A 26,401-nucleotide genomic window follows, 5' to 3' on the forward strand; every position below is an offset into this window, starting at 1 on the left:
GTTTTGGCGCCCGGGGGGGTGGGGGCCGGGGGGGGGGGGGGCCCCCGGCCGGGGGGGGGGGGGGGGGGGGGGCGGGGGGGGGGGCGGGGGCCCCCCGGGGGGGGCCCCGGGCCCCGCGGCCGGCCGGCGCCGCGCCCGGCGCCCCGGTCAGTAGTCCTCGTGCGCGAACGGCAGGAAGTCCGTCCGCAACGCCGCGTCCAGTCGCCGCGCGGCGCCCGGCGTCGCCTCGACCACCAACCCGGCGGCCACCAGGCGGGACACCGGCGTGGCGCCGAGGTAGCAGGCCGCCAACTCCGCGACGTCCAGCACCAGATCGGCCGGCGCCTCGGTCGCCGCCCAGGTCGTCCCCGCCTCCCCGACGGTGAGCCGGAAGCGCCCGTCGTTGGCCCGGACCGCCGCGTCCCGCACCTGCAGCACCAGATCCACCGGCGCCGCCCAGGACCGCGCGACCAGCGCCGCCCGTACGTTCACCAGGCGCAACCACAACGCCGGATACTGCTTGGTCACCCGTACCTGATCACGATCGGCCGCGAAGTGCAGCAGCGGATCGTCCAGCGGCCGAACCCACGCCGCCACCTTCCCGGTGAGGTCGATCGAGGCGAGATAGGCCCACAGCGCGGCGGCCACCGCAGCGCTTTCCGCCTCCAGTTCCTGCACCTCGACCACGCCGGGGCTGTGCGTGTCGTCGTTGGGTGCCTGGACCCGGTAGACGACGTATCCGGCCGCAGGTTCGCCCGGTTCGCCGAGGGCGACGACCCGGGTCGGTTCCTCGTCCTCCTGGTCCACCAGGACCTGCGTACGCCACCAGTGCGGGTCCCGGGCATAGCGCCCGCCCCGCAACGCCCGGCCCGCCTCGTAGATCGGGCCGAGCAGGGCGGGCGCCTTGGCCGGGTCGAGCAGCCGCAGCGGGCGCGGGTCGGGCTCGATCCGCAGCGCGAGGGGTCGGCGGCTGTCGATCTCGATGGTGCATGCCTCGGTGCCGGTGCCGTAGCCGAAGCGGCCGTAGATCGCGTGCTCCGAGGCCCACAGACACGACAGGGGTTGGCCGAACTCGGCGCATTGCCGCCACTGTTCGGCGAGCAGGCGGGTGAGCAGGCCGCGTCTGCGATGGGTGGGCAGCACGGCGACGTAGTCGAGCCCGGCGCAGGGCAGGTCGCCGCCGGGTACGGAGATGCGGAAGCGGTACGCGGCGACCACACCGACCAGGGTGTCGCCCTCGTAGGCGCCGATCCGGTCGCAGTTCAACAGCAGTTTGCGGCTCTGCCGGCGCTCGTCGTCCGAGTCCTTCTCGTGGAAGGCCAGATCGGTGAGGTCCAGGATCCGATCGACGTGCGCGTCTGGAATCTTTCGGATGTCGAAGGTCACCGCTGCGACGCTAGCCGCGTCGTGCCCGGATGGCCATCGCGTTTGGTCGAGGGGGTCGTGGCGGATGCGTCAGGTGGTCAGGCTGGCACTGATCAGCCAGATGTGGGCGCAGGTGGAAGCCGCCTTCTGCAGGTTCTCGCGGGAGTCCTGCGAGGCGTGGTAGAAGGTCCGCTCGATCATCCAGCACAGGACGTGGGCCATCGCCGACGCCTGTTCCGGTTCGGTGCCGCCCGGGACGCCGGCGCGTTCCAGGACGGCGGTGATGGCCGCGATGAACAGGTCGGCCGTATGGCTCCACAACTCGCCGATCTCCGGCACGGTCAACGACAGGTCGATCGCCGTACGCATGACCGGGCCGTGCTCGTTCCACAACTCGACCGTGCGCCGCATGGCCGCGGCGACGGCCCGGCGCGGCTCCTCGGTCTCCGCGGTGACCCGGGACCGCTCCCACAGGTGTTCCACGGTCCGGGCCACCAGTGCCGTGACCACTTCCTGCTTGGAGCCGAAGTAGAAGTACAGGGCGCCGCGGGTGATGCCGGCGCCCTGCGCGATGTCGCCGACGGTCATCGCGTCGTAGCCCTTGTCCGCAAGGAGCGCCTCGCAGGTGTCCAGGATCGCGCGCTCGCGGACGTCGCCCTTACGTTCGGCGGTGCGTCGGCTGCGCGCGGGGTGGTGGTCGGTCATCGGAGCTGAGCGCCCTCGGCGAAGTCGGTGGTACGGGAGAGCGTCTCCCATGCGCGGATGTCCTCGTCCACGGCCGTGCGCGCGGCGCCGACCAGTCGCAGGGCGTCCGAGCCCAGGAGGAGGTGGGCCGGCGGCCGGTCGACCGACGTGATGTGCACGACGGCTTCCCCGGCCTTGGCCGGATTGCCCAGCTGGTGGCCGGCGGCCTTGTGCCGCGCTTCACGGATGGGGGTGAACAGTTCGTCGTAGTCGTCGATGGTCCGCGTGGCGCGGGTCATGGACCGTCCGGCCCAGTCGGTGCGGAAGGAGCCGGGCTCGATCGCCGTCACGTGGATCCCGAACTGGGCGACCTCCTTGCCCAGTGCCTCGAGGACGCCCTCCAGGGCGAACTTGCTGCCGCAGTAGGCGGACATCCCGGGCACGGCCATCAGCCCGCCCATGGAGGTAACGGCCATCAGGTGTCCGCGGCGGCGCCGGCGCATGTGCGGCAGTGCCGCCCGCAGGGTGGCCATCGCCCCGAATACGTTGACCTCGAACTGCCGTCGCACCTCGGCGAGCGGAGTCTCCTCGAAGGTGCCCTCCAGGCCGTAGCCGGCGTTGGCGACGACGACATCCAGGGGACCGACGCTCTGCTCCACCTCGGCGACCACCCGCGAGACGGCGTCCTCGTCGGTCACATCCAGGGTGCGGCCGTGCGCGTACCCGGGTTCGAGCGCTTCGAAGGCCCGCAGGTCCTGCTCCGAGCGGACCGTGCCGACGACGGTGTGCCCGGCGGCCAGGGCGGCCTGGGCGAAGGCCCGCCCGAGGCCCGAACTGACGCCGGTGATCAGCCACTTCTGCGTCTGCATCTTCTGCATCTTCTGCATCTTCTGCATTGCGCCTCCGGGGTCGGGACTCGAAGGGAGCGCGGACTGCTCTCCCGTGGAAAATTCTACACCACGTCGATTTTTCTCATCACTGTGTAGATAGTGGCAACGTCTCGCCGCTGCGTGCCGACCGACCCATCCCCCAGCTGAGGGATGGGTCGGTCGGCGCGCAGCGGCGAGGGTGATCGCGACCATCACCCACGACAGCGGCAGAAGGAGGCGGTCATGCGACTACGGCTGATCGTTTTGGCCATCGGCACATTCGCGATGGGGGTCGACACGTTCGTCATCGCGCCGATCCTCGGGCCCATGGCGGGCGATCTCGGCGTGTCCCGGACGGCGGCGGGGTGGTTGATCACCGCATTCGCTCTCGCCTACGCGATCGGCGGACCCGCACTGGCCGCCGCGGTCGGACATCGCGCGCCGCGTGGTCTGCTGCTCGGCGGGCTGGTGGTGTTCGCGGCGGGCAACGCGTTGAACGCGGTCGCCGGGACCTACGGCTTGGCGATGGCCGGTCGGGCCCTCGCCGGCGCGGGAGCGTCGTTGTACACGGTCAACGCCCTGGCCGTGGCCCGGGCCACCGCGCCGCCGGGACGCGAGGGCCGGGCCACCTCGGTGGTGGTCGGCGGGCTGACCACGGCGATCGTGCTCGGCCTCCCGCTGGGCGCGTGGCTCGGCGCGACCACCGGGTGGCGGGTGGCGCTGTGGCTGATCGTCGGCCTCGGGGTGTCGGCCGGCGCAGGCGTGGCGGCGGTCGTACCGCGGTTGCCGGGGCTGCCGCGCAAGACGTTGCGACAGCGGGTGGCGCCGTTGTCGAACCCGCGGGTGGTGGTCGTACTCGCGGCCACCTGGCTGTGCCTGACCACCAGTTGGACCGTCTACACCTACTTCGACAAGGTGACCCGGCCGGCGACCGGCGGCGATGCCGGCCGTACCTCGCTGATCCTGCTCACCTTCGGGCTCGGCGCGGTCTGCGGGAACCTGCTCGTGGGCCGCCTGGCCGACCGCTTCGGCCCGGGTCGGACCATGCTGATCGCCGCCCCGCTGCTGACCGCGGTCGCCGCACTGGTACCGGCGCTGACCCGGTCGATGGTGACGGCGTGCGTCGTCGTACCGGTGTGGGGACTGCTCCACTGGATGATCAACGTCCCCCAGCAGTTGCGGGTGACGGCCGCCGCGCCGGACGCGGTTCCGCTGGTACTCGGACTGCATCAGAGCACGATCTATCTCGGGATCAGCGCGGGCGGCGCCGTCGGCGCGGCCGGCTTCGCGCTCGGCGGGCGGGCCGGGATCGGATACGCCGCGTTGGCCACGGGCGTCCTCGCGCTCGCGGTGCTCGTGTGGTCGTTCCGCGCGGGCCTGCCCATCGACCGCAGTAAGGGGTATAGTCTCGCTTCATCACTTACTCCGACAGAGAGCAAGGCGTGGACATCTCGATGACCGATTACGCCCTCGGGGCGGCGCTGGCCACCGCGTTGGTCAACACCTCCCCCACCGTGCGCACCACCACCGGCGAGGCCCTCCCGGACCCGGACGCGCTCGCCGACTTCCTGGCCGGGCACGACCTGCACCTCGACGCCCTCGCCGGTGGGAAGTCGCCGACCGAGGACGACCTGTTCCGGGTCGGACTGTTGCGCCGAGAGGTGCGCGCCGTCGTGGAGACCGAGACGGCGGAGCAGGCCGTCGCGGGCGGCGGCGTGCTGGTGGGGCGGGCCGGGCTCGGCCCGGTCCTGCGCCGCGTCGCCGGCGACGACGACTGGCAGTGGTACGTCCCGACCGCGTCCGGCGCGCCGCTCGCCGACGAGTTGGCGGCGGTGGTGGGCGTCGGGCTCCTCGGCACGGTCCGGGCGCTGGGCCACGAACGATTCCGCGCCTGCGCCACACCGGACTGCCGAGGGGTGTTCGTCGACACCAGCCGGGCCGGGCGGCGCCGCTACTGCCTGCCCGACCTGTGCGGCAACCGGCTCAACGTGGCCAACCACCGCGCCCGCCGGCAGACCGCGAGTGTGACCCGGTGACCGGCGAGCCGCCCCTGGTGGGCGCGTTCCGACTCCCGGACGGCTCCTGGATCCGCGGCCGCGGCCTGCGCAATCCGCAACCGGCGGGCCCGACGCCCGACTTCGGCCTCTACCTGGGCTCGGACCGGCTGCGCCGCCGCCACGATCCGCAGTTGACCTGGCCGCACACCTGGCTCGACTGGCCCGACTTCCGCCTCCCGCGCGACCGGGAGCAGGCGGTACGCGAGCTCCGCGCGCTGCACGAACGGGCACGCGCGGGCGAGACGGTCGAGGTCGCCTGCGGCGGCGGCATCGGCCGTACCGGCACGGCGATCGCCGCACTGGCCGTGCTCTCCGGCCTACCCCCCGAGCACGCCGTCGCGTGGACCCGGGAACACCACCACCACCGCGCGATCGAAACCCCGTGGCAACGCCGCTGGGTGGTCCGCTTCCCGGCACAGTGAGCGCGGCTCTGCGCGAACTCCCCTGCCGGCGGCGTCGGTTCGGCTACATGTAGTCGTCGAGGCGGGCCAGGGCGAAGCCCTGCGCCGTGGCCAGCTCGACGACTCGGCGCAACATGTCCGCCATCGATCCCTTCCACTCGGAGCGACTGCGGAAGTGGGTCAGGATGATGTCGCCCGCGCGCAACCGGCGTTCGTTGCGGTACTCGATCCGGTCCGGGAACGCCTCCTCGTTCCAGATCGGCAGCGCGACGATCCCGCACGCCTTCGCGGCCCGCAGGGTGTCGTCGTTGAACTCGCCGTACGGCGGCCGGAACAGCCGGGCACCATTGCCCATCTCGTAGTCGAGTTCGGCCTGTTCCCGGCAGATCTCCCAACGCTGCTGCGAATAGCTCAGCTTGCGCAGGTCCGGGTGGTTGAGGGTGTGGTTGTTCACCTCGACGCCCTGCTCGTGCAGACCGCGGAAGTAGTTCCAGTTGCTGCGGGCCACATATCCGCTGACGAACGCGCTGAACGGAAGCTGCAGTTCGCGGGTCATCCGGGCGAACTCGGCGTCCTTGTAGCCGCCGTCGTCCACGGTGAGGAAGACCACCTTGTCCTGGGTGGGCACCCGTTCGACCACCGGCGGCATGTCGCCGCGCCGTGACACCCCCGGGGCGGCGGGGTCCAGGACCGGCTTCGTCTCCGGCGGCGCGGGGGCCTTCAGCGGCACCGCCGACAGGCCCCACTGCTGCGCGGCGGCGACGCGGGCGGTCTCCAGCCGGGCGGCCTCCTCGCGTTGCGCGTCCTGGCGCGCGGCCCGCGCCTGCGCGTCGGCCGCCTCCCGCACGGCATCGGGGGGCACTTGGACGGCGGCGACCTGCTCGCCCGGCCCACCCGCTCTCCCGTGACCCGGTTTCTCTCCCCCGTCCGCACACGCGGTCGCGGTCAGGCATACGGACAGGCCCACGGCCACACCCCATCGGGTGAGCGCGCGCCACGACGGGGACGTCATCGCATCGACACAGCTCATGGCGGCAGGTGGTGCCCACTCCTGTTCGATTCGAACCCGGACGTATGTTCGGCCCATGCGGCGGATCGCGCAACGAGACCCGAATTCACCGACGCGGCAACGCCGGTCGCCACACCCGCACGCCACCCGTCCGGCGCACGCCGCCGGGCCGCGCGGGGCCGGCGGATTCGGCCGACCGGTGTACGTCGGGAGGGTGATGGTCTTCCGATTATCGACACGAGCGCGGTCGGCGAGCAGGTCGCCGTCCCGGCGGGGTGGGGCGTGGCGGGGCGGGTGACGCCGTCGGATCGGCGGACGCAACGCAGTCGGTTGATCGGTCGGTCGGTCGGTCAGTAGAGCTCAGGCCTACCTGCTCCCGGCGGTCCCGGTCGCCCAGGAGCTGTACGCGCGGGTCGCCCGACGCAGTGTCCGAACACGAGGGTCGCGCTCCGGCCCACCGGCCGCACGACGACGGCAGCGGCAGCGGCAGCGGCAGCGGCGAGCGTTTCGACCGGGACCCGACCGCCGAACGGCGGCTACCGGGACCGGCACCCGTCAACCCGCCGACCCGCCGACCCGCCGACCCTCCGACCCTCCGACCCGTCGCCGCAGCCACCCCAGCCGGCCATCGGGTCGACGATGTGGCTTGCGCATCGCACGATCGATCGATCGTGGCCCGAGGCGATCGTGGGCGGGATCCTACAGTGGTGTAGAACTTCGAAGGAATCACGCGGAGTTGTGGAACGCTCGGCGCGAGTGGACGGTTTCGGCAGTCCGGGCCGTGGATGTGTGGGTTTGGGGTATGTCGCGGCAGTCGACGTGCGATGCTGCGGGTAATACGCCAAGTACGGTGCGTTGGGGGCAAGATGAGGCTCGGGGCTGGTTGGGGAGGCCGCGCCACGGCGGCGGTGTGTCTGGTCGTGGCGGTGTCCGCGTGTTCGGATTCGAAGGGAAGTTCCGCCAAGCCGGCCGGATATGCGCCATCGGCGACGTCCGGGGCACCCGGGGCGTCCGGGCCGGCCGCGGCGGCGGGCGGCGGCGCGATACCGATCGGGCCGGGGCCGCAGGCCAAGTACGCCGCGCAGCCCCAGCCCGCGCCGGGGACATGCCACTATCGGCACACCGCGACCGGGGAGCCGCTGCCGGATCCGCAGTGCACGCCGGGGGCGTTGAGCCCGGCGGTCACCCAGGCCACGCTGGCCACGACGATCTGCAAGGCGGGCGGCTACACGTCGACGATCCGGCCGCCGGTGTCGGTCACCGGCAAGGAGAAGACGGACAACGCCAAGTCCTACGGCTACACGGGACCGATGGGCGATGCCGAGTACGACCACCTGATCAGCCTCCAACTCGGCGGCGACCCGAACGACCCGCGCAACCTGTGGGTCGAGCCGCCCTCTCCCGGCCATGTCCCGGGCAAGGGTCCGAACAACCCCAAGGACTCCGTCGAAACCCACCTGCACACCGCGATCTGCAAGAACCAGGTCACCCTCGCCGCCGCCCAACAGGCGATCGCGGCCGACTGGACCACGGCCGAGGCCAAGTTGGGCATCTCCCCGGCGGGATCCCCGGTCGAACCGATCGAGTCCGACTGACCCGGCCCACCTCATGAGCAGGCGCCGCGACGTAGCCCGCGGCGTCCCGGGCGGCTACCGACTCCGCGTTCTGATCCCCTCACGATCGCATTCGCGACGGAACCGCCTCGGGCATCCACCCGGGGGGATTTCGTGCCCGGCGCAGTGTTGACGCGGTACTACGTTCCGGTGCGCACCTGGATGAGGCCGTACTTGCCGCTGGTGCGCCATGGCTCCCCGGTGGCGTCCAACCCGGCGACCACCGCCCCGTCGAGGCCGACGACGACGTCCGACTTCAACGTGCGCAGGGCCGTCACCGGGGACGGGAAGTAGCCGACCCTCTCGGCGAACGGGGTTGTGGCGTCCCAGAGTTGGTCTCCGACGAGGCGCCGGTAGTTGAGGTCGCCCTTGCTGATCGTCATCGTGGCGGCGGCGAACTCCGCCCTGAGGTCGGCGGGCATCTCGTGGAACGGCAGCGGCGCGCAGAAGAACTCGTGTGTGCGGACCATGAGGGTGCCGGCGTTCATCGCCTGCCACAGCCGTCGGCCGATCCGTGCCGCCTCCTGCCCGGGCGCGGCGCGAAGGCGGTCGACGGTGGCCAGGAGGTCGGCGGTGGTCGCGTCGGACACGTAGTAGGGAGCGGGCTTGACGTACACGACGACCTCGGCGGCCGGTCCGCTCGTGAGGAGGTGGTCGACCAGGACGAGATCGGGCAGCAGTTCCCGCCCGGCGTTGTCCGCGATGACGCAGACTCTCGGGTTGCTCGCCGCGACGAGCGTGGACCACAGGAGCGGGCTGTCGTCCGCGATCAGGGCGGGGGATGGGGCGTCTCCGACCAGGGCGGTGATTCGGAAACCGAGGTCCGCCCGATTGCCCCACAGAGCCGACGAGAGCAGTACCTCGGCTCGCTTGTCGGCGGACAGGGATGGCAGGTCGTCGAGAGCCGCCAGCTCGTCGTCGACGGCAGGGCCGATCAACTCGGCGTTCTTGAACGGTGCGAACGGGTCGATGCCGTGCCAGGTCCCGGGCCGGAAGTAGCCGGTGGCTTCGAGCAGTCTGCGGTAGAAGTAGCTCTCGGCCCACAGGAACGGCGCCTCGCCCCACGGTCGCCCGAACTGGCCCTCGCCCCACTCCAGCCACTGTCGATGATCATGGGCACTCTCGTCGAGCGGCGCCAGCACGCCGCCGGTGCTCTCCGACAGGAGTTCCTCGACCGCCGCCCGCTCGGTGGGCCCGTAGGGCAACGCGTCGAGCACCTGTCGGACAAGCTTCGGATGCCGCTCGTGGAAGACGCCCCAGGGGAAGGAGCCGGGGATATCACTCAGGATCGTGGGTGCAGTGGACACGTTCAGGCTCGTCCTTCTTCTCGTCGGCCGTCACCGGAATCTACGGCCGGACCGGCATCGGCTCGGTCGACAGCGAGCATGCCGTGACTCGGCCACAACGACGTCGGGCCGGCCGCGCTCCCGACTGGTGCCGTGCGATACGTACCCGGATCGGCGCCGGGAGCACGCCCGACGCGGGCGGTCCTGCCGCCCGGGTGACGTGCTCAGGTCACGGGGTCATCCGGTGGGCGACGCCGACGTGCCTGGGGCGTTGCGGCGTCCGGGAAGTGCTCCGTCGACGATCGCCTCGGCGAGGCCGCGGACGGTGGCGGTGTCGATTTCGTCGGGTGGCGTCGTGACGAGGGTGAACAGGGCGCCGGTATAGAGGGCGATCAGGGTGCGGATCGCGGAAGCCGATACGGGCGTGGCCAGTTCGGCATGCAGAGCCTGGGTCTGTCGCTCCATGGAGGCGGAGACGGAGGACAGAGCGGCGGCGAGAGCCGGCCGGCGCCCGGCTTCGAGCCGGAGTTCGCAGATCGCCAGGTAGCGGTCGCGCCGGTCGGTCGCAGCGCCCAGGAGCGAGTCGGTGAGCAGATCGACCAGAAGCGCGGGGGTGGTGGTTTCGTTCCAGACCCCGTTGGCTGCTGCAACTGCGGCTGCGCCGTCGAGTGTTCCGACCGCGGTGTCCCGCGTTGCCCCGAGCCCGCTCCGTGAGGCGGACTCCATTTCCGAGACGTGCAGCTCGGCGACCCGGTCGGCCGCCGCGACGAGGAGAGCTTCCCGGGTGGGGAAGTAGTTCGACGCTGTTCCGCCGGGCACGTCCGCGATCTTCTCCACGGCGCGGTGGGTCAGCCCGCGGACCCCGTCGGAGGCGAGAAGTGCGATAGCCGCGTCGGCAAGAGCCCGGCGGCGCTGCTCGTTGTTGGGTGGCACGACGGAAGCCTATATGACGCTTGTCCTACGACGATCGTTCTACGATGATCGTTCTACAACTTTCGTACTACTACGCATGTACTGGTACGGTGCGTGAACCCGGCGGTCTCAGCCGGCGAGGTGTCCGGGCGACGGAAGGGAAACGATCCATGAGGGAAATGACGGCGACAGTGGTCGGCGGAGGCATAGCGGGACTCGCCGCGGCGGTGTCCCTGGCCCGGGCGGGCTGGTCGACGACAGTGCTCGAAAGGTCGGCCGGATTCGGTGAACTCGGAGCCGGGGTGGCCCTGCCCCGCAACGGGATCACCGCGTTGCGCTCCCTCGGGCTCGACGACGACACGATCGCGACGCTCGGGCACGAGAGCTTGGTGACGGGATTCCGGAATCTGCGCGGACGCTGGATCCTGCGCATTCCCAACGAGCGCCCGGAGGTGAGCCGGGTGATGGCGGTCTGGGGCATGCACCGTGCGCGCCTGCACACCGCTCTCCGCGCCGCCGCCGAAGCCGCCGGGGTGCGGATGATCTGCGGGGCACGGGTCAGTGAGGTTCATCCGGGGACACCCGGAGGCAAGGCCGCGGTAGTGGCCTGGCGGACCGACGACGATGAACACCGCATCGAGTGCGACCTCCTGGTGGGGGCCGACGGTATGCGCAGTGCGGTCCGGGAGCAGGTCTTCCCCGGCATCGAGCCGGCGTACAGCGGCAGCACGAGCTGGCGGGCTGTCATCCCGGACACCGCGAGCGACGGAAATCTCATCGAACTGTGGGGACCGGGGGCGGAGTTCGGAGCGATGCGGCTCAGCGACAGTGAGATCTACTGGTACGGCTACTTCCGTCATCCCCGGGGCGCCACATTCGCCGACGAACTCGCCGCCGCCCGCAGCCGTTTCGCAGGCTGGGCGCCGCAGGCCGTCGACCTCGTCGAGGCGACTTCCGCGTCGCAGCTGATGCGGCACGACGTCTACCACCTGCCCGGTGGACTGCCGTCCTACGTCCGTGGCCGGGTGGTCATGATCGGGGACGCGGCCCACGCCGCACTGCCCACGATGGGCCAGGGAGCCGCGACCGCACTCGAAGACGGTGCCACTGTGGGACGCATGATCGGCGGCCACCTCGCCGACGGTGCCGACCTCGCCGCGGCAATGGCCGCGTTCGACGCCGAGCGCCGCCCCCGGTGCCATGCGATCGCCCGGCAGGCGACGGTCATGGCACGCTACGGCGCCGACCTGGGCGGCGGCTGGCGCCAGCCGGTGCGGAACGCGCTGCTCCGGCTCGTTCCGGGTGCTGCCGTCGCGCGATCAGCCGCACCCCTGGTGGCCTGGCGCCCCCCTGCGACCGGCTCCTGAACCACGCCGCGAGGGCCGCTGCGGCCCTGCCGCGGTCGGTGCGACCGGGACGCCGATGGTTGGCGACGTCGACGGTCTTCCACCTGCTCGACTCCGCGTTCCGATCCCCTCCCGATCCCCTTCCGATCGTATTCGCGACGAAACCGCCTCGGGCATCCGCCCGGGGCGGTTTTCGTGCCCGGCGCGGTGGTTGACAGCGGAGCCGAGTCTTCGGCCCGGTGGTGGCGCTGACCCCGTTCGGCGACGAGGCGGAGGCGGTCGAGTTGGCCGACTCGGTCAGCTACGGCCTGGCGGGCTACGTGTGGACCAACGACATCCGCCGGGCGCATCGGGTGGCACACCGGGTCGAGTCGGGGATGGTGCGGATCAACTCGCACAACGTGCGGGATCTGCGTACCCCGTTCGGCGGGCTCAAGGCGTCGGGCCAGTCCGGCACCGGCGAGCGCCGACGAGGCGGACACGGTGACCGCCGCCGCGGATCTGTTGTCCATGGTGGACGGGTACGACGCCGAACGGTTCGACGTCGTCGCCCTTTCGCTGGGCGCCCGGCTGACCCGGGAGTTGGTCGAGCAGGCCGGCGGGCGGGTGGGCCGGGTGGTGCTCGGCGGGATGAGCCCGAGCGAGCCGTTCGCCGCCGTGGACGTGCCCGCGCTGCGCCGGGCGGTGCGTGGGGAGGAGGCCGCGTCCGATCCGCTCACCGGCCTGATCGCCGGTCTGATCGGCGCCGAGGAGGCCCGCGCGGAGGGGCTGGTGACCTGCGTCGAGGGGCTGCGGGGCACGCCGTTCGCGCCCGGGAAGTGGGCCGGCGCCGCTCCGCCGCTGTTCGTGGTGGGGGCCGACGATCCGATGACCCGGGGTGCGGACGAGTTGGTCGCGCCGGCCGAGGGGGCGCGCCTGGTCACCGTCCCGGGCGACCACCACGGCGCGCTTGCCGGCGACCGATTCCGGGCCCTGGCCGTGGAGTTCGTCGGCCGCTGAGCGGCGCCGCCGATCGGCACGGGCGGTCGGGTCGGCAGCGCACGCCGACCACCGCCCGCCACTGCCTGCCACCAGACCACGCCGGACCCAGTCGGGCCGGGACACCTCGTCCCGGCCCGCGACCGTGTCCGGCCCTGACCGAGGAGACCGTAGTTGAGTCCCGCAACGGCAAGCGCCGCGAGCAAGGCCGCCAAGGCGTCGAAGTCGGAGATGTGTTACGAGCTGTTGCCCGGACGCATCCTGGACGGCACCTACGGGCCCGGATATCGGCTGGTGTTCGACTAGTTGGCCCGCGAGGCCGGGGTCAGCACCATCCCGCTGCGCGAGGCGGTGCGCCGGCTCCAGTCCGACGGCCTGGTGGAAATCGTCCGCAACGTCGGCGCGCGGGTGGCCGTCGTCGACCGCTCGCAGGTCGAGCACTCCCTCAACGTGCCGGCCCGCCTGGAGGGTTACGCGACCACGATCTCCGCGCCGCTGATGAGCGCGGCGAACATCGCCGAGGCGCGCGCGATCAACGACCGGATGATCGAGGCGCTGGCCGACTTCGACCCGACCGCGTTCACCGCGCTCAACCGGAAGTTCCATTTCTCGCTCTACGCGCATTGCCCCGACAAGCACCTCAACGCGCTGCTCGAATCCGAGTGGGCACGCCTGGACCACATGCGCCGCTCGACGTTCACCTACGTACCCGGGCGGGCCCGGACCTCGGTGCAGGAGCACCAGCACCTGCTCGATCTGATCGGCGCGGGGGCCGATGCCCGGGAGATCGAACAGGCCGCCTGCGCACACAAGATCGCCACGGCGGCGGCGCTGCACCAGGCCAAGACCGGCACGCCGTAGCCGCGACACGGTCCTCGGCACGAAGCAGGGCGGGCGCCCGTTTGCGGGAGTCCGCCCTTCGTGCCTTCGTGCTGCCGCACCGCTCAGCCCAGCAGTTGTCCCCCGTCGACCTGCACCACCGCGCCGGTGGTGTGTGCGGCGGCCGGGGAGGCCAGGAACACCGCGAGCGGGGCGATGTCCTCGGGCAGCGCGATCCGGCCCAGCGGGATCCGGGTCTCCCACGCCGCGCGTGCCTGCGGGTCGGCCATCAGGCCGGCCGTCATCGGGGTGTGCACCGGTCCGGGGGCGACGCCGTTGACCCGGATCCGGTGTGGGGCCGGTTCGAGCGCGCCGGTACGGGTGAGCGCGTCCACTGCGGCCTTGGTGGCCTCGTAGTGGCCCAGGCCGGCGGTGGGTTGCCGGGCGCCGATCGAGCTGATGTTGACGATCGCGCCGCCCGCGCCCTCGGCGATCATCCGGCGGGCGGCGGCTGCGGTGACGGTGAACGTGCCGCGCAGGTTGACCGAGACGACGGTGTCGAACACCTCGATCGGCAGGTCCACGAGCAGGCCGCCACCGGCGACCAGGCCCGCGTTGTTGACCAGGACGGCAAGCGGGCCGAGGTCGGCGACCACGGTGTCCAGGGCGGCGGCCACCGACGCGGGGTCGGTGACGTCCATCGCGACGGCGGTGCCGCCGATCTCGCGGGCGAGTTTGTCGGCGGCCCCGGCGTCGATGTCGGCGATCGCGACCCGGTCGCCGCCCTCGGCGAAGGCGCGGGCGATGGCCGCGCCGATCCCGCTCGCCCCGCCGGTGGCCACGACCACACGTCCGGCGTCCGCTCCCGTGCCGGTCACTGGTGCACCATCCTTTGTCATCGGGCCTTCGCCACGATCACCCGCGGGCTGCCCGGCAGTTCGAGCAGGTCCACCGGCTGCCACCCGGCGTCCACGAGCCACTCCTCGACCTCGGCGCGCGGGTGGACGGTGGTGCCGTCGATGACCGGATATTCGCCCGCGTGCAGCGTGTCGATCAGCCTCGGCACCCCCGTCGGCTCCAGGAAGAAGTCGAGCAGCAGCAACCAGGCGCCGGGTGCCGCGGCCCGGCGCGCCGCCGTGAGGATGCGCCGGTTCTGCTTCGCGTCGAAGCGGTGTACCACGTGTTCGAGCAGCACCAGGTCGAACCCGGTGGGCACCTCGTCGGTCGGCGGGTCGCCGCCGATCACCTCGACCCGGTCCTCGACACCGGCCGCGCCGGCGTGTTCTCGGCGTGCCCGACCAGATCGCCGCCGGACAGGAAGGTCGCGCGCAGTTCGGGATGCGCGCGCAGCGCCTCGGCCAGGAACGAGCCGGAGAGTCCGGCCAGATCCAGGACGCGCCGGTGGGCGCCGAAGTCGTAGGCGCGGGCCGGCATCCGCGCGTGCAGCGCGTTGTACGTCATCACGCCGCCGAGGAAGGTGCCCATCCGGTCGCCGCCCAGGTCCAGCGGGGCGGGCTCGGCGGTGCGCGAGCTCGCGGCCGGCCGGTTCGGCGTGTGGGGCGTCAACAACTGGGCGGCGCGCGACATTTGGGCCGCCCGGCGGTTCGCCGCCGCCGAGGGGCTGACCCCGCCGACCTTCGCCCAGGCTCAAGTACAGCCTGGCCCGGCGTACCGTGCCCGAGGGCGAGCCGTTCGCCGAACCGGTCGCGGACGGGCCGGCCATCCAGGCCTCCGACGTCCTCGAAGGCGGCATCCTGGCGGGCAACCTGCGGCCGGAGCGCAAGATCGGCGCCGACCCGGGCAACATCCGCGACCGGATCCGCCCCGGCTATCCGCTGGTCGCCCGGGTGGCCGCCGAGTTCGACGCGACGCCCGCGCAGGTGGCCATCGCGTTCTGCCTCACCCACGAGGCAATGGCCAACGTACTCTTCGGCGCCGGCCGCCTCGACCAGTGGCACACCAACCTCGCCGCGCTCGGCCTCGCGGCCCGCCACGGCGCAGCGCTGCGCGCGGCGCTCGCGGACGCGTGGGGCCGACGCGGACGTCATGGACCCGGCGGGCTCCGGCGCCTGAATGCGACCGACCCGCCGGTTGTGCCGGCCCGCACCCGGTGGGCCGGCACGGCCGATGCGCGCGACCGAACTCCCGTGCCCAGCCGGGCCGAACCGCGACCCACGCACCCACCGGGCCCTCAGTCAGCCGGGTCGCCCGGGGGTGGCGCCAGCGACCGGGCCGGGTGGGCCGACCAGGCCGGGTGGGCCGGGACCGCCCGTGGGGGTGGTCGCTCGAAGCGAGCAACCTCCCCCGTTCATATCCGGCGAGCCGCCGGGCTCACGGCCCTTCGGGCGACACCGCCTCCCGGTCCGCGCAGAACGGCACCAGGCGGGCTCGCAGGGCGGCCGCGCCGACCTCCTCGAGCAGGCGCAATCCGCCGATGTTGTCCGCCAGTTGCGCCAGTCGCGTGGCGCCGAAGAGCACCGTCGCGGTGGCCGGGTGGGACAGCGCGAAGGCCACGCACACCTGCGCGGGTGTCGCGCCCAGGTCGGCGGCCACCTCGGCGATGCCGGGCGCCGAGGCGATGATCCGCTCCCGAACTCCCCCCGGATCACGGCCGATCTCGCGCGTCGGCGCCACCTTGCCGGCCAGGATGCCGCCCTCCAGGATGTCCGACGCCTGCATCGACAGGCCCGCCGCGAACAGGTCGGCGAACGGCGCGCCGTCCGCGATCGAGCGTCGACACGGGCTGTACTTGAGCTGCGCAACCTGCGGACCGGGCGAGCCGGCCGCCGACGCGTGGCCCCCGATGGTCCGGATCGCGGTCGCCGACCAGTTGTTCACGCCCCAACAGCCGATCAGCCCGCTCTGCTCCAACTCGGCCAGATCCCAGGCCAGTTGGGCCAGGTCCAGGTTCTCGTCCCGGATGTCGCCCAGGATCGCCAGGTCGGCGTGGTCGGTCCCGGCCCGGAACATCGCGCGCTCCACCTGCTCGCGCAAGGACATGGCCGGATAACCCTCCAGCCACACCTTGGTGGACAGCAGGTAGTTCTCCCGGGCCAACCCCGCCGCCCGCACGATCGCCGAGAACAACACGTCGGTGAACGCCGGCGGCCGGCCCGGCATCCCGTACACCGCGACGTCGAAGAGGTCGACCCCCCACCGCACCGCGTGCGCGACCAGGTCGACCGCGTCGTGGAAGTCCATCCGGTCGTAGGTGTGCCACGAACCCAGGGACAGTTGCGGCACGTCGGGTCCGGCCACGCCCAACCGGCGGCGCGGCACGGTGAAGTCGGTCATGTCGATGTCACCCATCGAGAAGGTCCTCTCGGCGAAAACGAGATGTCGGAATACTGCGAGGCGACCGGCGACCGGCGACCGGCGACCGGCGATCGGTGGCCGGTGGCCGGCGATCGGCGATCGGTGGCCGGTCACGGCAACCACGGGTGTACGACCGCCTTGACCTGCTCCTGGCGGTGCATCGCGGCGAGCGCCTCGGTGGCCCCCGAGAGCCCGACCTGGGCGGCGAACAGCCGGTCCCACGCGAACCGGTCGCGGAAGTCGCGCAGGAACTCGACGGCCCGGTAGTAGTCGCCCACATCGCCGTTGAGCGAGCCGACGACAGTCGACTCCTTGCCCATCACGGTGCCCAGCGGCAACCGCTCCGGGGTCGGAACGGTACTCCCGACCATCACGAACGTGCCGCCGAACGCCGCGAGTTCGACCGCCTCCGCAGCGACCCCCGGCGCCCCGGCCAGGTCCAGCAGCAGCTCGGCGCCGCGCCCCCGGGTGGCTTCCAGGACCGCGTCGCGCCGACCGTCCGCGCCGACCGCCAGGCCCAGTGTCACGTCCGCGCCGACCGCCAGGCCCAGTGTCACGTCCGCGCCGAACTCGCGGGCCGGTTCGAGCCGGGCGTCCGGCGCGCCGATGGTGATCACCGTACGCGCCCCGCTCGCCTTCGCCTTCACACCCGCGACGATGCCCAGCGCGCCCGCGCCCTGCACCACCACGTCGGCGCCCGGCCGCACCCCGCCCGCCCGGTCGAAGGCGTGCAGCACGGTCTTGACCGCGCGGCCCGCGCAGGCCGCCCACGTGTCGGGCGCGTCGGCGGGGATGACCACCTTCTCCGCGCACGGCCCGGCGTAGGCGAATTCGGCCAACCCGGCCGTGGCGTACGGCCATCGGTCCGCCCGCCGGCGGAAGCCGTGGCCGCGACGCACGGCGCGCTGCTGATCGACGGCGACTCGGCCGAGCGCCGCGCCGAGCGGCCGGCGGGGATGATCCGGGCCGCGCACGTCGCCGGGCACCGGATCGGCGTACACACCACCGGCGATCGCAGCTCCGCCGCGGTGGTCGCGGCGCTGCGCGCGGCCATCGCCGAGGACGGCCGCACGGCCCGCCACTACCTCATCCACGGCGACCTGCTGCACCCCGGCACGCTCGCCGAGATGGCCGCGGCCGGGATCGGCCCGAACGCCCAACCCGGCATCGCGGTGGCCACCCGCCCACTCCTGCGCGACACCCTCGGCCCGAGCACCCTGGCCCGGATGTGCGCCACCCGCGACGCGCTCGACGCCGGGATCGACGTATGCCTCAGCTCCGACTCCCCCGTCCTCACCCCCGACCGGCGCCGCGGCGTACTCGCCGCCGTCACCCGTACGGGCCTGGACGGCACGGTCTGCGGCGCCGACCAACGCCTGGCCCTGCGCGAGGCATTGCGCGCCTACACCACCACCCCCGCCCGCCAGGACGGCGCCGAATCCTGGAAGGGCTCATTGACGCCCGGCAAGGTGGCCGACCTGTGCGTCCTGGCCGCCGACCCACTGGAGATCGAGGTCGGCGCGCTGCCCGAGATCGGCATCGAACTGACGGTGCCGGCCGGGCAGGTGGTGTACGAGGCGGCAGGTGTGTAGATCGACGCCGCGCCTGCGGGTGCCGGCCCGTCGGGAGGCGTAGGGTCTGACGCGTTATCGGCGGGCGGCGAAGGTGTGTCATGGGCGAAACACGCGAATCGAGCCGGGAGACCGTGCGCATCGTGGAGCACATCGTCTCCGCGGTCGCACGCGGGGACGATGCGCGCGTCCGCGAACTCATCGCCGTCTTCTCCACCCGAGCCGACGTCGCCGACCTGATGTTGTTGCGCCGCCGCCTCGACGATCGGTAGTCGGCGAGTCGTCGGCGGACCACCGGAAAACCGGCCGGCTCACGGCGCCGGCGGATGCGGTAAGTAACACGAGGGACAACTGCCGAACCCGGCCCCCGCCTGCGGCAACTGCCGCATCGACTCGGCCCATTCGCGCACCAACGAATCGAACACCGGCGTCGCGCCGACCCCGGTCGACCACACCTGCGCCGGCACCGGCGCACACCCGTATGTCCCCGCATCCGCCCTTCGGGCTCCCCGCTGCGCTCGCCTCGTCGCCCACTCATCACTCATGCCCTCCTTGATAGCCCGAAGCCCCGCGCCGCGAGCCCGACGGCGTACGAGCCACCCGATCGAAGGACATCCGCGTCTCGAACGGGTGGATCCACGCATGGGGGTCGAGGGTCCTCGTGCGGGGCCCGGCAGCGGACGTGTCCTTCGCCGGCCTGCGGGCATGGGTAGCGGGAAAGCCCCACCGCCACTGACCGCCCGTCCGCCCGTCCGTCCGCCCGTCCGCCCGTCCGCCCGTCCGTCCGTCAGGAAGGTCGCTCGTGAACCACTCCCAACCCGCCGGACCGATCGGGCCGATCGGCCCGGTCCTGGTCAGCTCGCGCACGATCGAGGAGTACCGCGCCCACTTCGTGCTCACCGACGCCGAGCTGACCGCCGGTCCGATCCTGGACTGCCCCGGCGGCGCGAGCGAGTTCGGCGCCGCGGTCCGGGCCGCCGGCGGCTCGTGTACCAGCGTGGACCCCAGGTACACGATGGCGGCCGACGACCTGGCGCGGATCGTCGACGACGAACACGAGCGGGTCGTCGAGTGGATCGCCCGGCAGCCCGATCGGTTCCGCTTCGACGCGGACGGGACATGGGAGCGGGCGACGCCGTGGCGGCGCGCGGCGGACACCTTCCTGGCCGACTACCGACGCGACCGTGCCGCGGGGACAGGTCACTACCTGGCCGCCACCCTCCCCGAACTGCCGTTCGAAGACCGTCGGTTCGCCCTGGTCGTGTCCGGGTTCCTGTTGTTCACCTACGCGGACCTGTTCGACGAGGAATTCCATACGGCGGCGGTCCTGGAACTGGTTCGGGTGTGTTCGGGCGAGGTGCGGTTGCATCCGCTCAACGACACCCGAGGCCGGCGCTACCCGCACCTGCCCGCACTTCTGGACACCCTCCGCGCGCGGGGCGTCGGCGTCCGACTGTGTCCCGTGCGGTCGACCATCCTGCCGAACGACGACCGGACGCTGATCCTCACGGTGAGCGGCGCCTGATCCTCGGCCGAGTACGGTGACCGGGCAAACGTTCGACGAAAGGAACGAGCATGTTCGCGATATCGCTGGGTGACGGAGCCGAGTTGTGCCCGCTGGAGCCGTGGCAGGCCGAGGAGTTCCTGGCGCACCTCGACCGGGGCCGAGAGTACATCGGCCGACACGTCGGACTCACCGACATCGTCACCGACCTGGACTCGGCCCGTGCCTGGCTCCAGTCCTACGCCGACCGGGCCGCCGCCGACACCGGTCGGCTCTACGGCATCCGGCTCGACGAACTGCTCGTCGGCGGCGTGATGTTCCGGGTCTTCGACGCGAACATGGGCAACTGCGAGGCCGGTTGCTGGCTCGAACCGGCCGCCGCCGGACGGGGATTGGTCACCCGCGCGGCCCGCGTGCTGATCGACTGGGCCTTCCACGAGCGCGACATGCACCGGGTGGAGTGGCTGGTCTCCACCGAGAACACCGCCAGCATCAACGTCGCCAAGCGCCTCGGCATGACCCACGAGGGCACCCACCGCGAGAACTTCCGCTACCGGGACGTGCGTCAGAGCACCGAGGTCTGGTCGGTACTGGCCGCCGAATGGCGATCCGCGCCCGAGAAGGGCTGACCCTCAGCGGCCGGCCGCGGCGGACTCGACCACCCGTCGCAACTGCTCGACGGTCGGCGCGCCCGCCGGGCCGTCCGGGGTCCGGTAGACCCGACACGCCAGGCCGGGAACCCGTCCCGGCTCGGCGAACGGGTCGCGCCCGTCGATCAGAACCGTCGGCGACCCGGAGAAGCCGATCCGCTCGGCCTCGGCCGGATCGGCGACGACCCGCGTGGCGAACGCCGTGGCGCCCAGCCCGAGTTCGTCCAGCGCCGCGCGCAGCCGCTCGGCCGTGGGCCGCTCGTGCGGGCAGTCCGGCACCACCAGGATCTCGATCTCCATGCCCCCAGGGTCGCACACAGGAAATTGTCCGGCCGGGCCGTGGGCCCGGGGTGGCTCCCCGGGCCCACGGCCTGCTGCCGGCGGCGGCGGCGCGTCCGAACCGCTACTTCACCGACGAGATCTGCTCGATCAGCCACGAGCCGAGTTCACGGGTCATCTCGGAGTGCATCGTGCTGTGTTCCTCGCTCGAACACAGGAACTCGTCGAGGTCGCTGTCCTGTGCCGGGAGTCGCGACACTCCGGCGTCGGCCCCGTCGATCTCGCGGATGGACACCGCGCTGACCGTCGGGACGAAACAGACGTCGGGGTAGTGCGCGATCGCGATGTCCTCGCCCGCCTCCTTGTTGATCCCGTCGGCGGCGATCTGAAACGACGCGAGCTTCCCGCCGGCGGCGCGGTCCACCTCGGGCAGGTCCTGGGTACGGATCGCGCCCAACTGCTGGCCGCCGAAGAAGAACTCGGCCACCAGCGCGTCGCCGGCGGCCTGGGTGTAGATCGCCGAGCCCGCGAGCAGGCCCTCGGTGATCTCCAGGGCCTTGTGCGTGCCGGACGGGATGCCGTTGTCGTGACCCGCGCCGTTGCCGTTGGCCACTGCGATCTTGCGCGGCCGTACCGGCCACTCGCCGACGGCCTCCAGCGCACGCAGCAGGTCGGTGCGCTTGCCGTCCTCCGCCGGGGTTCCGTCGTAGGTTTCGATGTGCCGCCACAACAACTCCCGCGCGGCCGGGCTGTTGACCTGCTTGGACAGCGCCCCGTTCGGGTCCAGGTGGGCGAAGGCTTGCAGGCCGATGGGGATCCACGCGCCCCGGTGCGGGCTGTCGAAGCTGAGATAGAGCGCCGTCTGGTGCTCGATGCCCTCGGTCTCCATCTTGGCCAGCGTGTAGCGGGTGATGATCCCGCCCATGCTGAACCCGCCGACCACCAGGCTCGTGTTCTCGTCCACCTCCTGGACCGCGCGCCGGATGCACTGCTGGGCCCGGTGCGCGTTGTGCAGGATCGACGCGGAGCGCTCGTCGTAGCCGAGCAGGATCAAGTCGTAGCCACGCTCGCGCAGTTCGTCCGCGAACGCGTACTCGCGCCCGTTCAACTCGAAGTACAGCTCGTCGAAGCTGGTCGGCCCGGTGTTGAAGCCGTCGGACAGGATGACCGGACGCTCCAGCCGCGTGTGCCCGTCGCCGTAGTACACCCGGGCGGTGGCGCCGGGGTAGATGGACTTGTCCGCGAAGCGCCACTCCTCGTTCGGCACCGGCGCGATGGGCAACACCTCGATGGGCGCGCGGAAGACGTTCCAATTCTGGGGCGGCAACTCGGGCATGGCGGGACCCTTCCTCGATGACTTCCGACGACTTCCGACGACTTCCGATGACTACCGGATGTGGACTCCCGGCCGGGGATTCACCGAACGTATCCTCTCGATCACCATCCGGTCAGCAGAAACGTCGAGGTTGTCCTGATGTCGCTGCTTACGTCTCCCGAGCGGCCGGCACCGTATCGGCGAAGGTGCTGCGCACACCACACGCTCGGCCCGGTCGCAGAGCAGGCTCAGGCCGCTGCGGTCGGTGGACGGGCCGGTACCGATCCAGTGCACCGTGCCGCTCGCGGGGATCGCGGGCGTGGGTCGGTCAGCGGACCTCGGCGTTCTCCTTGTCGTCGGTTCCGGCGTGCGTCTCGAAGATGTGCAGGCAGCGGGTCCAGGCCGGGTCGGGCTCGGCCAGGCGCGCCAGGTACGGGTACAACTCGTGCGAGAACGCCCGACTGGACTCGACCGGGAGCAGTGGGGGCAGGTTGTCGATGGCGATCAGGTCGACGGGTCGCTCGCCGCCGCGCAGCCGGCGGACCGGCCGGTCCCAGTCGGTGGTCTCGGTGTAGATCGGGAGCATGTTGCACTGCGAGTGCACATCGCATGTGACGTCCGCGATCACCCGGATTCGTCGCCGGGGGTCGTCCAGATCGGCCTCGGTCACGAAGGCCGGTTGGGGGTGGGTGCCGAGCACGGTGTTGACCACGATGTCGTGGCGCAGCAGCGCGCGGCGGTCGATCTCGCGGGTCTCGGCCGGATCCCATCGGGTGGGTGTCAGGCCCGCCGCGGTCAGTGCGTCGCACGCGCCGCGCCCGGCTCGCCCGAGCGCGCCGATCACCAGCACGCGGGCGTCGTCGCGGGCACCGGCGAGCAGCGCGTCCAGGCCCGCCCGGTCCAGGGGGCACAGCGGTGCGGCCAGGTTTCCGCGCCATTGGAGTACGGCCAGGGCCGCGCCGACGTAGCCGGCCCAGTAGCCGAACGCCGCGGTCCGGCGGCCGTGTTCGTCGGTGAGGCAGTCCAGGTCCAGGAGCACGCCGCCGCCCGCGATGAAGCGGGCGAGCAGTTCCCGCGCACCGGCCTGTCCCTTGTAGGCGTGGCCGAAGTAGATGTGTCGGTGGCGCAATCGGTGCGGTGTGTCGGGCAGTTCCTTCAGGCCCAGGACGTAGTAGTCGGTGGGGGCGTCGACCCAGCGGCCGGTGGGTGCCACCCAACACCCGGCGGCGGCGTAGTCGGCGACCGGGAAGGCGCGTCGATCGCTTTCCTCGACTGCGATCCCGATGCCCCGGCGGACCAGTCGTGCCGCGTCCTCGGGCACGAGTGGTGCGCGTTGCTCGTTGTCGTGCGACTCGTGCCGCATCCATAACCGTGGCGCGTCCGGCATCGGATTCGTGCTTCCTCTCGGGTCTCGGACGGCTCCGCTGCTCGCACATATGTGCGGAATGTACGGCGCCGCGCGCGATCGGCGGGATTCGAGGGGTGGAATGATTCGCGGGGTCCAGCGTATTGGAACAACTCGGCAAATCGGCGCGGCCCGGCGGTATTGCCGCCGGCGCCGGGGGAGCCGGCCGTCGGGTCGAGGGTGGGGGTCGGCGAGAGATTCCCTGGTCGGGTCGGTCGCAACGCGCGGAGATTCGCCCGCGCCGGCCGGTGATCGAAATCCGAACGGGAGTGCGACCATCCGCTTTCGAATACCGGCCCGATGATCGACATGGGCGAAGACATCGGGAAAACTTGATTGCCGCCGAGTGCCGTCGTATGTTCGACCCGGGACGCCCTCGGGCCCGGAAGGACCAGTGCCTGCTTCCACCTGGATGGTGCGTGGATGAGAAATCCCTGTTGAACCTCCTTTGGTGATCTTCCCTTCCCATGTCTTTCCGACATGTCATGGTCGTTTGTCGCCCGGATGATTCATCCGGATTTTCGGCTGCGGTGATTCCGACCGCGCCGATTGCGGTTTCGGTGGCCCACCCCGGTGTTTCGCCTGCCCGATCAACGGCGGCGCACCGCGCCGGCCGCGCATCGAGAACGACGAATACCTCATGGCGGTCGGCTCGGCTCGCCCTCTCGAAGACGCCTGGCGAATTTCCAGGGTCGATATGGTGCGCCGGCTGGGCGAACTCTACGCACTCGATCGACTCGACGCCGATCAGCTGCTTTCGCAGATTTCCCGACCCCCTTGGCAAATGTGGCGGACACGAACTACAGCACGGTCGCCAAGGTGCCCAAGGCGTTTCTCCCGCGCACGAACGCGTACGCCGGGATGCACCTGCGCATGCGGGCAACGGCGACCCGTCCGTAGGTCCGTGACCTCACCCACGAAACGACACCGATCGGAGCCGAATCCGTGGAAATACGCAGTCACGAACGCAGCGCGCCGGACCCGAAGAATCGCCACTCACCACCGCTGATTCCCCGGCCCGCGCTCAACGCGCCGTTCGAGGCCGCCTGGTGCGTGGTCCACCCGAATTCCTCCTCGATCCGGCACGCGCACCCCGATTACGAGATCTTCAGCGCGCTCTCGGGAGAGGCGATCGTAAAATCGCGGGGCGGGCGGCAAAGCTTCCGCCGGGGCGACATCGTGCACTTCCCGCCGAACACCGACCACCAGGTATTCAACGAGGGTGCCGAGGACTTCCGGATGTACGCCGTGTGGCGGACGGGCGAGACCGTCGAGGGCTTCCCGGCCCGCCATCGCGGCGAGGTGTGAGCGATGCGCGCGAGCGACCGCACCCGACCCGCCGTCATCGTCGAGACCGCCCCCACCCCCAACGGCGACCTGCACATCGGCCACCTGGCCGGCCCGTTCCCGGCCGCCGACATCCACGCCCGCTTCCTGCGCGCCCGGGACCGCCCGGTGGTCCTCTCCACCGGCACCGACGACAGCCGGACCTACGCGCCGGCCGCACAACGGAGGCACACATGCGCACGGTGATCGTCGGCGGAGGCGTCGTCGGCCTGCTCACCGCCCTGGAATGCGTCCGGGCCGGCCACCACGTCACCGTCGTCGAACAGGGCTCTCTGCCCAATCCCAACGCCGCGTCGCACGAGCCGCATCGGGTGTTGCGCGCGCTGCACCCGGAGGATCCCGGGGCCACCGGCGCCGCGGTCGCCGCCCACCACGCGTGGCTGGAACTGGAGACGCGCCTGCGCGTGCGCTGCTACCACCGGGTGGGCGCGCTCACCGTACTGCCCGCCGACCGGGTCGCCGCCGCCCGATCCGTCCTGGCCGCGGCCGGCGGCAGCGGGGGCAGCCTCGGCCCGGACTCGCTCGCCCGGCGCTACCGCCACCTGCGCTTCCCCGCCGGGCACGGCGCGGTCTTCGAGGAGCGGGCCGGCGTCCTGCTCGCCGACCGGGTGTTGGCCGCGGCGGTACGCCGGCTGCGCGCCGGGCCGCGCACGCAACTGCTCGCGCACACCACGGTCACCGCGGTGAACGTCGCCGAACGTGCGGTGACCCTGGCCAACGGCCGGGTGCTGCGCGGCGATCGACTGCTCGTCGCGGCCGGCGCGTGGACCCGCCCGCTGCTGCCGGCCGAATGTGCCCGGCGGCTGACCGTACACCGGCAGACCGTCCTGTACTGCGACGTCCCGCACCGCGACCGGGAGACCTGGGCACGCAGCCCGGCGATGCCCGCGCTCGGTGGCGCGGGCGGCGCATGGCTGGTGCCGCCGGTGGCCGGCACGCCACTCGAGATCTCCGCCCACGAAGTGACCCGGGTGGTGGCCGGCGTCGCCGGGCACCGGGCCGCGCCGCTGTGGGTACGCGCCCTGCACGAGCGCTTCGCCGAGCTGATCCCGGGCTTCCATCGGGGCTGGGTGGTCGACGCGCGCGACTGCTACTACGTGAGCGACGCGGCGACCGGCGGGCCGCTGCTCCTGGACCTGGCGGACGGCGAGGTGTTCGCCGACGCGGCCTCGGCGGGCGGCTCGTTCAAGTTCGCCCCGCTCACCGCCCGCGCCCTGGCCACCCGGTTGACCGGTGTCGCGCCACCGCCGACGGGACTGCGCCACCTGGACCGCCCGGTGCGCGTCGACGTGCCCGACGTCGTCGCCCACCCCACCGACCGAGGGGCCAACCCCCGATGACCGAGCCGCGCCCGCCCGCCCGGGCGCCACGCCTCGACCGGCCCACCGAGCGAAGGGCCACTGCCCGATGACCAAGCCGCGCGCGGCGCCCGACTGTCCGCCACCCGTCGCCGAGGACACACCCCGCGCCCGACCCTCCCACCGAAGTTGGGCCGGCCCGCCCGACCACTGCCTGTTCATCCGGAACGGCGCCCGCGGCCGGCGCGGCCCGGCCGACCCGAACCTGAGCTTGATCGCCCGGCGCAGCCGGCGCGTCCTGAACCGCATCCTCGGCGTCAAGACCGACGACCGGTGCCCGCCGTTCCCACGCCGGCCACCGCATCCCGCCGTCGACGAGTTCTCCCCGGGGGTGTGATC

At 72.1% G+C, this 26,401-nt stretch carries 30 protein-coding genes and 1 pseudogene; 17 read left to right on the forward strand and 14 right to left on the reverse strand.

The features are described 5' to 3' along the window. Positions 1-147 precede the first annotated feature (147 nt). From ABIA38_RS31520 to ABIA38_RS31530, 3 genes are all read right to left on the reverse strand, one after another. On the reverse strand, positions 148-1,365 hold the full coding sequence (locus ABIA38_RS31520) for a GNAT family N-acetyltransferase (protein ID WP_424642293.1): 1,218 nt from the start codon (positions 1,363-1,365) through the stop codon (positions 148-150). Between the two features lie 69 nt (positions 1,366-1,434). Beyond that, positions 1,435-2,049 (reverse strand): TetR/AcrR family transcriptional regulator, encoded by a 615-nt coding sequence (locus tag ABIA38_RS31525; RefSeq protein WP_424642294.1) that lies wholly within the window; start codon positions 2,047-2,049, stop codon positions 1,435-1,437. Next, on the reverse strand, positions 2,046-2,897 hold the full coding sequence (locus ABIA38_RS31530; RefSeq protein WP_424642459.1) for an oxidoreductase: 852 nt from the start codon (positions 2,895-2,897) through the stop codon (positions 2,046-2,048). Before ABIA38_RS31530 ends, ABIA38_RS31525 begins: the two co-directional genes overlap by 4 nt. 243 nt (positions 2,898-3,140) lie before the next feature. Here ABIA38_RS31530 and ABIA38_RS31535 point away from each other — a divergent pair, with 243 nt between their 5' ends. From ABIA38_RS31535 to ABIA38_RS31545, 3 genes are read left to right on the forward strand one after another with little or no spacing between them, the layout of a single operon-like run. Then, complete coding sequence (locus ABIA38_RS31535; protein ID WP_424642295.1) at positions 3,141-4,355, forward strand: MFS transporter; 1,215 nt, start codon at positions 3,141-3,143, stop codon at positions 4,353-4,355. Next, a complete protein-coding gene (locus ABIA38_RS31540; protein ID WP_424642296.1) occupies positions 4,352-4,933 on the forward strand; it encodes a CGNR zinc finger domain-containing protein in 582 nt (193 codons plus the stop codon). The genes ABIA38_RS31535 and ABIA38_RS31540 overlap by 4 nt, the downstream gene beginning before the upstream one ends. Beyond that, a complete protein-coding gene (locus tag ABIA38_RS31545; protein WP_424642297.1) occupies positions 4,930-5,376 on the forward strand; it encodes a protein-tyrosine phosphatase family protein in 447 nt (148 codons plus the stop codon). The genes ABIA38_RS31540 and ABIA38_RS31545 overlap by 4 nt, the downstream gene beginning before the upstream one ends. A 43-nt stretch (positions 5,377-5,419) precedes the next feature. Here the strand turns inward: ABIA38_RS31545 and ABIA38_RS31550 are convergent, their stop codons facing one another. Further along, positions 5,420-6,385, reverse strand: coding sequence for a polysaccharide deacetylase family protein (locus tag ABIA38_RS31550; RefSeq protein WP_424642298.1), 966 nt, complete (start codon positions 6,383-6,385; stop codon positions 5,420-5,422). An 845-nt stretch (positions 6,386-7,230) separates the two neighbouring features. Between ABIA38_RS31550 and ABIA38_RS31555 the strand changes: the two genes are divergently transcribed. Next, entirely contained in the window at positions 7,231-7,959 is a 729-nt protein-coding gene (locus ABIA38_RS31555; RefSeq protein ID WP_424642299.1) for a hypothetical protein, read from the forward strand. A 158-nt stretch (positions 7,960-8,117) separates the two neighbouring features. On the opposite strand, the gene ABIA38_RS31560 is transcribed toward ABIA38_RS31555, so the two are convergent. Further along, positions 8,118-9,284, reverse strand: coding sequence for a damage-control phosphatase ARMT1 family protein (locus tag ABIA38_RS31560; RefSeq protein WP_424642300.1), 1,167 nt, complete (start codon positions 9,282-9,284; stop codon positions 8,118-8,120). A 216-nt stretch (positions 9,285-9,500) separates the two neighbouring features. Beyond that, positions 9,501-10,196 (reverse strand): TetR/AcrR family transcriptional regulator, encoded by a 696-nt coding sequence (locus ABIA38_RS31565; RefSeq protein WP_424642301.1) that lies wholly within the window; start codon positions 10,194-10,196, stop codon positions 9,501-9,503. A gap of 20 nt (positions 10,197-10,216) precedes the next feature. Here ABIA38_RS31565 and ABIA38_RS31570 point away from each other — a divergent pair, with 20 nt between their 5' ends. The 5 genes and pseudogenes from ABIA38_RS31570 to ABIA38_RS31590 all read left to right on the forward strand — a co-directional run bounded on the left by ABIA38_RS31570 (position 10,217) and on the right by ABIA38_RS31590 (position 13,360). Then, complete coding sequence (locus ABIA38_RS31570) at positions 10,217-11,542, forward strand: FAD-dependent oxidoreductase (RefSeq protein WP_424642302.1); 1,326 nt, start codon at positions 10,217-10,219, stop codon at positions 11,540-11,542. A gap of 221 nt (positions 11,543-11,763) precedes the next feature. Further along, a pseudogene (locus ABIA38_RS31575) lies at positions 11,764-11,916 on the forward strand (aldehyde dehydrogenase family protein); the annotation flags it as partial. An 88-nt stretch (positions 11,917-12,004) separates the two neighbouring features. Beyond that, positions 12,005-12,520: an alpha/beta fold hydrolase gene (locus tag ABIA38_RS31580; protein ID WP_424642303.1), complete on the forward strand. Its 516-nt coding sequence runs from the start codon at positions 12,005-12,007 to the stop codon at positions 12,518-12,520. A gap of 153 nt (positions 12,521-12,673) precedes the next feature. After that, complete coding sequence (locus ABIA38_RS31585; protein WP_424642304.1) at positions 12,674-12,805, forward strand: hypothetical protein; 132 nt, start codon at positions 12,674-12,676, stop codon at positions 12,803-12,805. Next, positions 12,806-13,360 (forward strand): GntR family transcriptional regulator, encoded by a 555-nt coding sequence (locus tag ABIA38_RS31590; protein ID WP_424642305.1) that lies wholly within the window; start codon positions 12,806-12,808, stop codon positions 13,358-13,360. It abuts the gene before it with no gap. An 83-nt stretch (positions 13,361-13,443) separates the two neighbouring features. On the opposite strand, the gene ABIA38_RS31595 is transcribed toward ABIA38_RS31590, so the two are convergent. The 5 genes from ABIA38_RS31595 to ABIA38_RS31615 all read right to left on the reverse strand — a co-directional run bounded on the left by ABIA38_RS31595 (position 13,444) and on the right by ABIA38_RS31615 (position 17,532). Continuing rightward, positions 13,444-14,196, reverse strand: a complete 753-nt coding sequence (locus ABIA38_RS31595; RefSeq protein ID WP_424642306.1) for an SDR family NAD(P)-dependent oxidoreductase — start codon at positions 14,194-14,196, stop codon at positions 13,444-13,446. A gap of 17 nt (positions 14,197-14,213) precedes the next feature. Then, a complete protein-coding gene (locus ABIA38_RS31600) occupies positions 14,214-14,564 on the reverse strand; it encodes a hypothetical protein (protein ID WP_424642307.1) in 351 nt (116 codons plus the stop codon). Further along, positions 14,561-14,905, reverse strand: coding sequence for a hypothetical protein (locus tag ABIA38_RS31605; RefSeq protein ID WP_424642308.1), 345 nt, complete (start codon positions 14,903-14,905; stop codon positions 14,561-14,563). The genes ABIA38_RS31600 and ABIA38_RS31605 overlap by 4 nt, the downstream gene beginning before the upstream one ends. Positions 14,906-15,649: 744 nt before the next feature. Then, entirely contained in the window at positions 15,650-16,627 is a 978-nt protein-coding gene (locus ABIA38_RS31610; protein WP_424642309.1) for an aldo/keto reductase, read from the reverse strand. Between the two features lie 116 nt (positions 16,628-16,743). Further along, entirely contained in the window at positions 16,744-17,532 is a 789-nt protein-coding gene (locus ABIA38_RS31615; RefSeq protein WP_424642310.1) for a zinc-binding dehydrogenase, read from the reverse strand. Between ABIA38_RS31615 and ABIA38_RS31620 the strand changes: the two genes are divergently transcribed. The 4 genes from ABIA38_RS31620 (at position 17,518) to ABIA38_RS31635 (ending at position 20,337) form a co-directional block, all read left to right on the forward strand. Next, positions 17,518-18,225 (forward strand): amidohydrolase family protein, encoded by a 708-nt coding sequence (locus ABIA38_RS31620; protein WP_424642311.1) that lies wholly within the window; start codon positions 17,518-17,520, stop codon positions 18,223-18,225. The genes ABIA38_RS31615 and ABIA38_RS31620 overlap by 15 nt on opposite strands. 80 nt (positions 18,226-18,305) lie before the next feature. Then, positions 18,306-18,476 carry a hypothetical protein gene (locus ABIA38_RS31625; protein ID WP_424642312.1) on the forward strand — a complete coding sequence of 57 codons (171 nt, stop codon included), beginning with the start codon at positions 18,306-18,308 and terminating at the stop codon, positions 18,474-18,476. 530 nt (positions 18,477-19,006) lie between these two features. Beyond that, a complete protein-coding gene (locus tag ABIA38_RS31630) occupies positions 19,007-19,729 on the forward strand; it encodes a hypothetical protein (RefSeq protein WP_424642313.1) in 723 nt (240 codons plus the stop codon). A 50-nt stretch (positions 19,730-19,779) separates the two neighbouring features. Beyond that, positions 19,780-20,337, forward strand: a complete 558-nt coding sequence (locus ABIA38_RS31635; protein WP_424642314.1) for a GNAT family N-acetyltransferase — start codon at positions 19,780-19,782, stop codon at positions 20,335-20,337. Positions 20,338-20,340: 3 nt separating this feature from the next. On the opposite strand, the gene ABIA38_RS31640 is transcribed toward ABIA38_RS31635, so the two are convergent. From ABIA38_RS31640 to ABIA38_RS31650, 3 genes are all read right to left on the reverse strand, one after another. Next, complete coding sequence (locus tag ABIA38_RS31640; RefSeq protein WP_424642315.1) at positions 20,341-20,658, reverse strand: DsbA family protein; 318 nt, start codon at positions 20,656-20,658, stop codon at positions 20,341-20,343. 103 nt (positions 20,659-20,761) lie between these two features. Next, a complete protein-coding gene (locus ABIA38_RS31645; RefSeq protein WP_424642316.1) occupies positions 20,762-21,973 on the reverse strand; it encodes an esterase/lipase family protein in 1,212 nt (403 codons plus the stop codon). 307 nt (positions 21,974-22,280) lie between these two features. Continuing rightward, a complete protein-coding gene (locus ABIA38_RS31650; RefSeq protein WP_424642317.1) occupies positions 22,281-23,315 on the reverse strand; it encodes a saccharopine dehydrogenase in 1,035 nt (344 codons plus the stop codon). A gap of 987 nt (positions 23,316-24,302) precedes the next feature. Between ABIA38_RS31650 and ABIA38_RS31655 the strand changes: the two genes are divergently transcribed. The 4 genes from ABIA38_RS31655 to ABIA38_RS31670 all read left to right on the forward strand — a co-directional run bounded on the left by ABIA38_RS31655 (position 24,303) and on the right by ABIA38_RS31670 (position 26,399). Then, entirely contained in the window at positions 24,303-24,665 is a 363-nt protein-coding gene (locus tag ABIA38_RS31655) for a cupin domain-containing protein (protein WP_424642318.1), read from the forward strand. Between the two features lie 3 nt (positions 24,666-24,668). Next, complete coding sequence (locus ABIA38_RS31660; RefSeq protein ID WP_424642319.1) at positions 24,669-24,890, forward strand: class I tRNA ligase family protein; 222 nt, start codon at positions 24,669-24,671, stop codon at positions 24,888-24,890. Then, on the forward strand, positions 24,878-26,044 hold the full coding sequence (locus tag ABIA38_RS31665) for an FAD-dependent oxidoreductase (protein ID WP_424642320.1): 1,167 nt from the start codon (positions 24,878-24,880) through the stop codon (positions 26,042-26,044). The genes ABIA38_RS31660 and ABIA38_RS31665 overlap by 13 nt, the downstream gene beginning before the upstream one ends. A gap of 67 nt (positions 26,045-26,111) precedes the next feature. Continuing rightward, positions 26,112-26,399, forward strand: a complete 288-nt coding sequence (locus ABIA38_RS31670) for a hypothetical protein (RefSeq protein WP_424642321.1) — start codon at positions 26,112-26,114, stop codon at positions 26,397-26,399. Positions 26,400-26,401 lie beyond the last annotated feature (2 nt).

The organism is Embleya sp. AB8 (genome assembly GCF_049739465.1).
Taxonomy (GTDB): domain Bacteria; phylum Actinomycetota; class Actinomycetes; order Streptomycetales; family Streptomycetaceae; genus Embleya.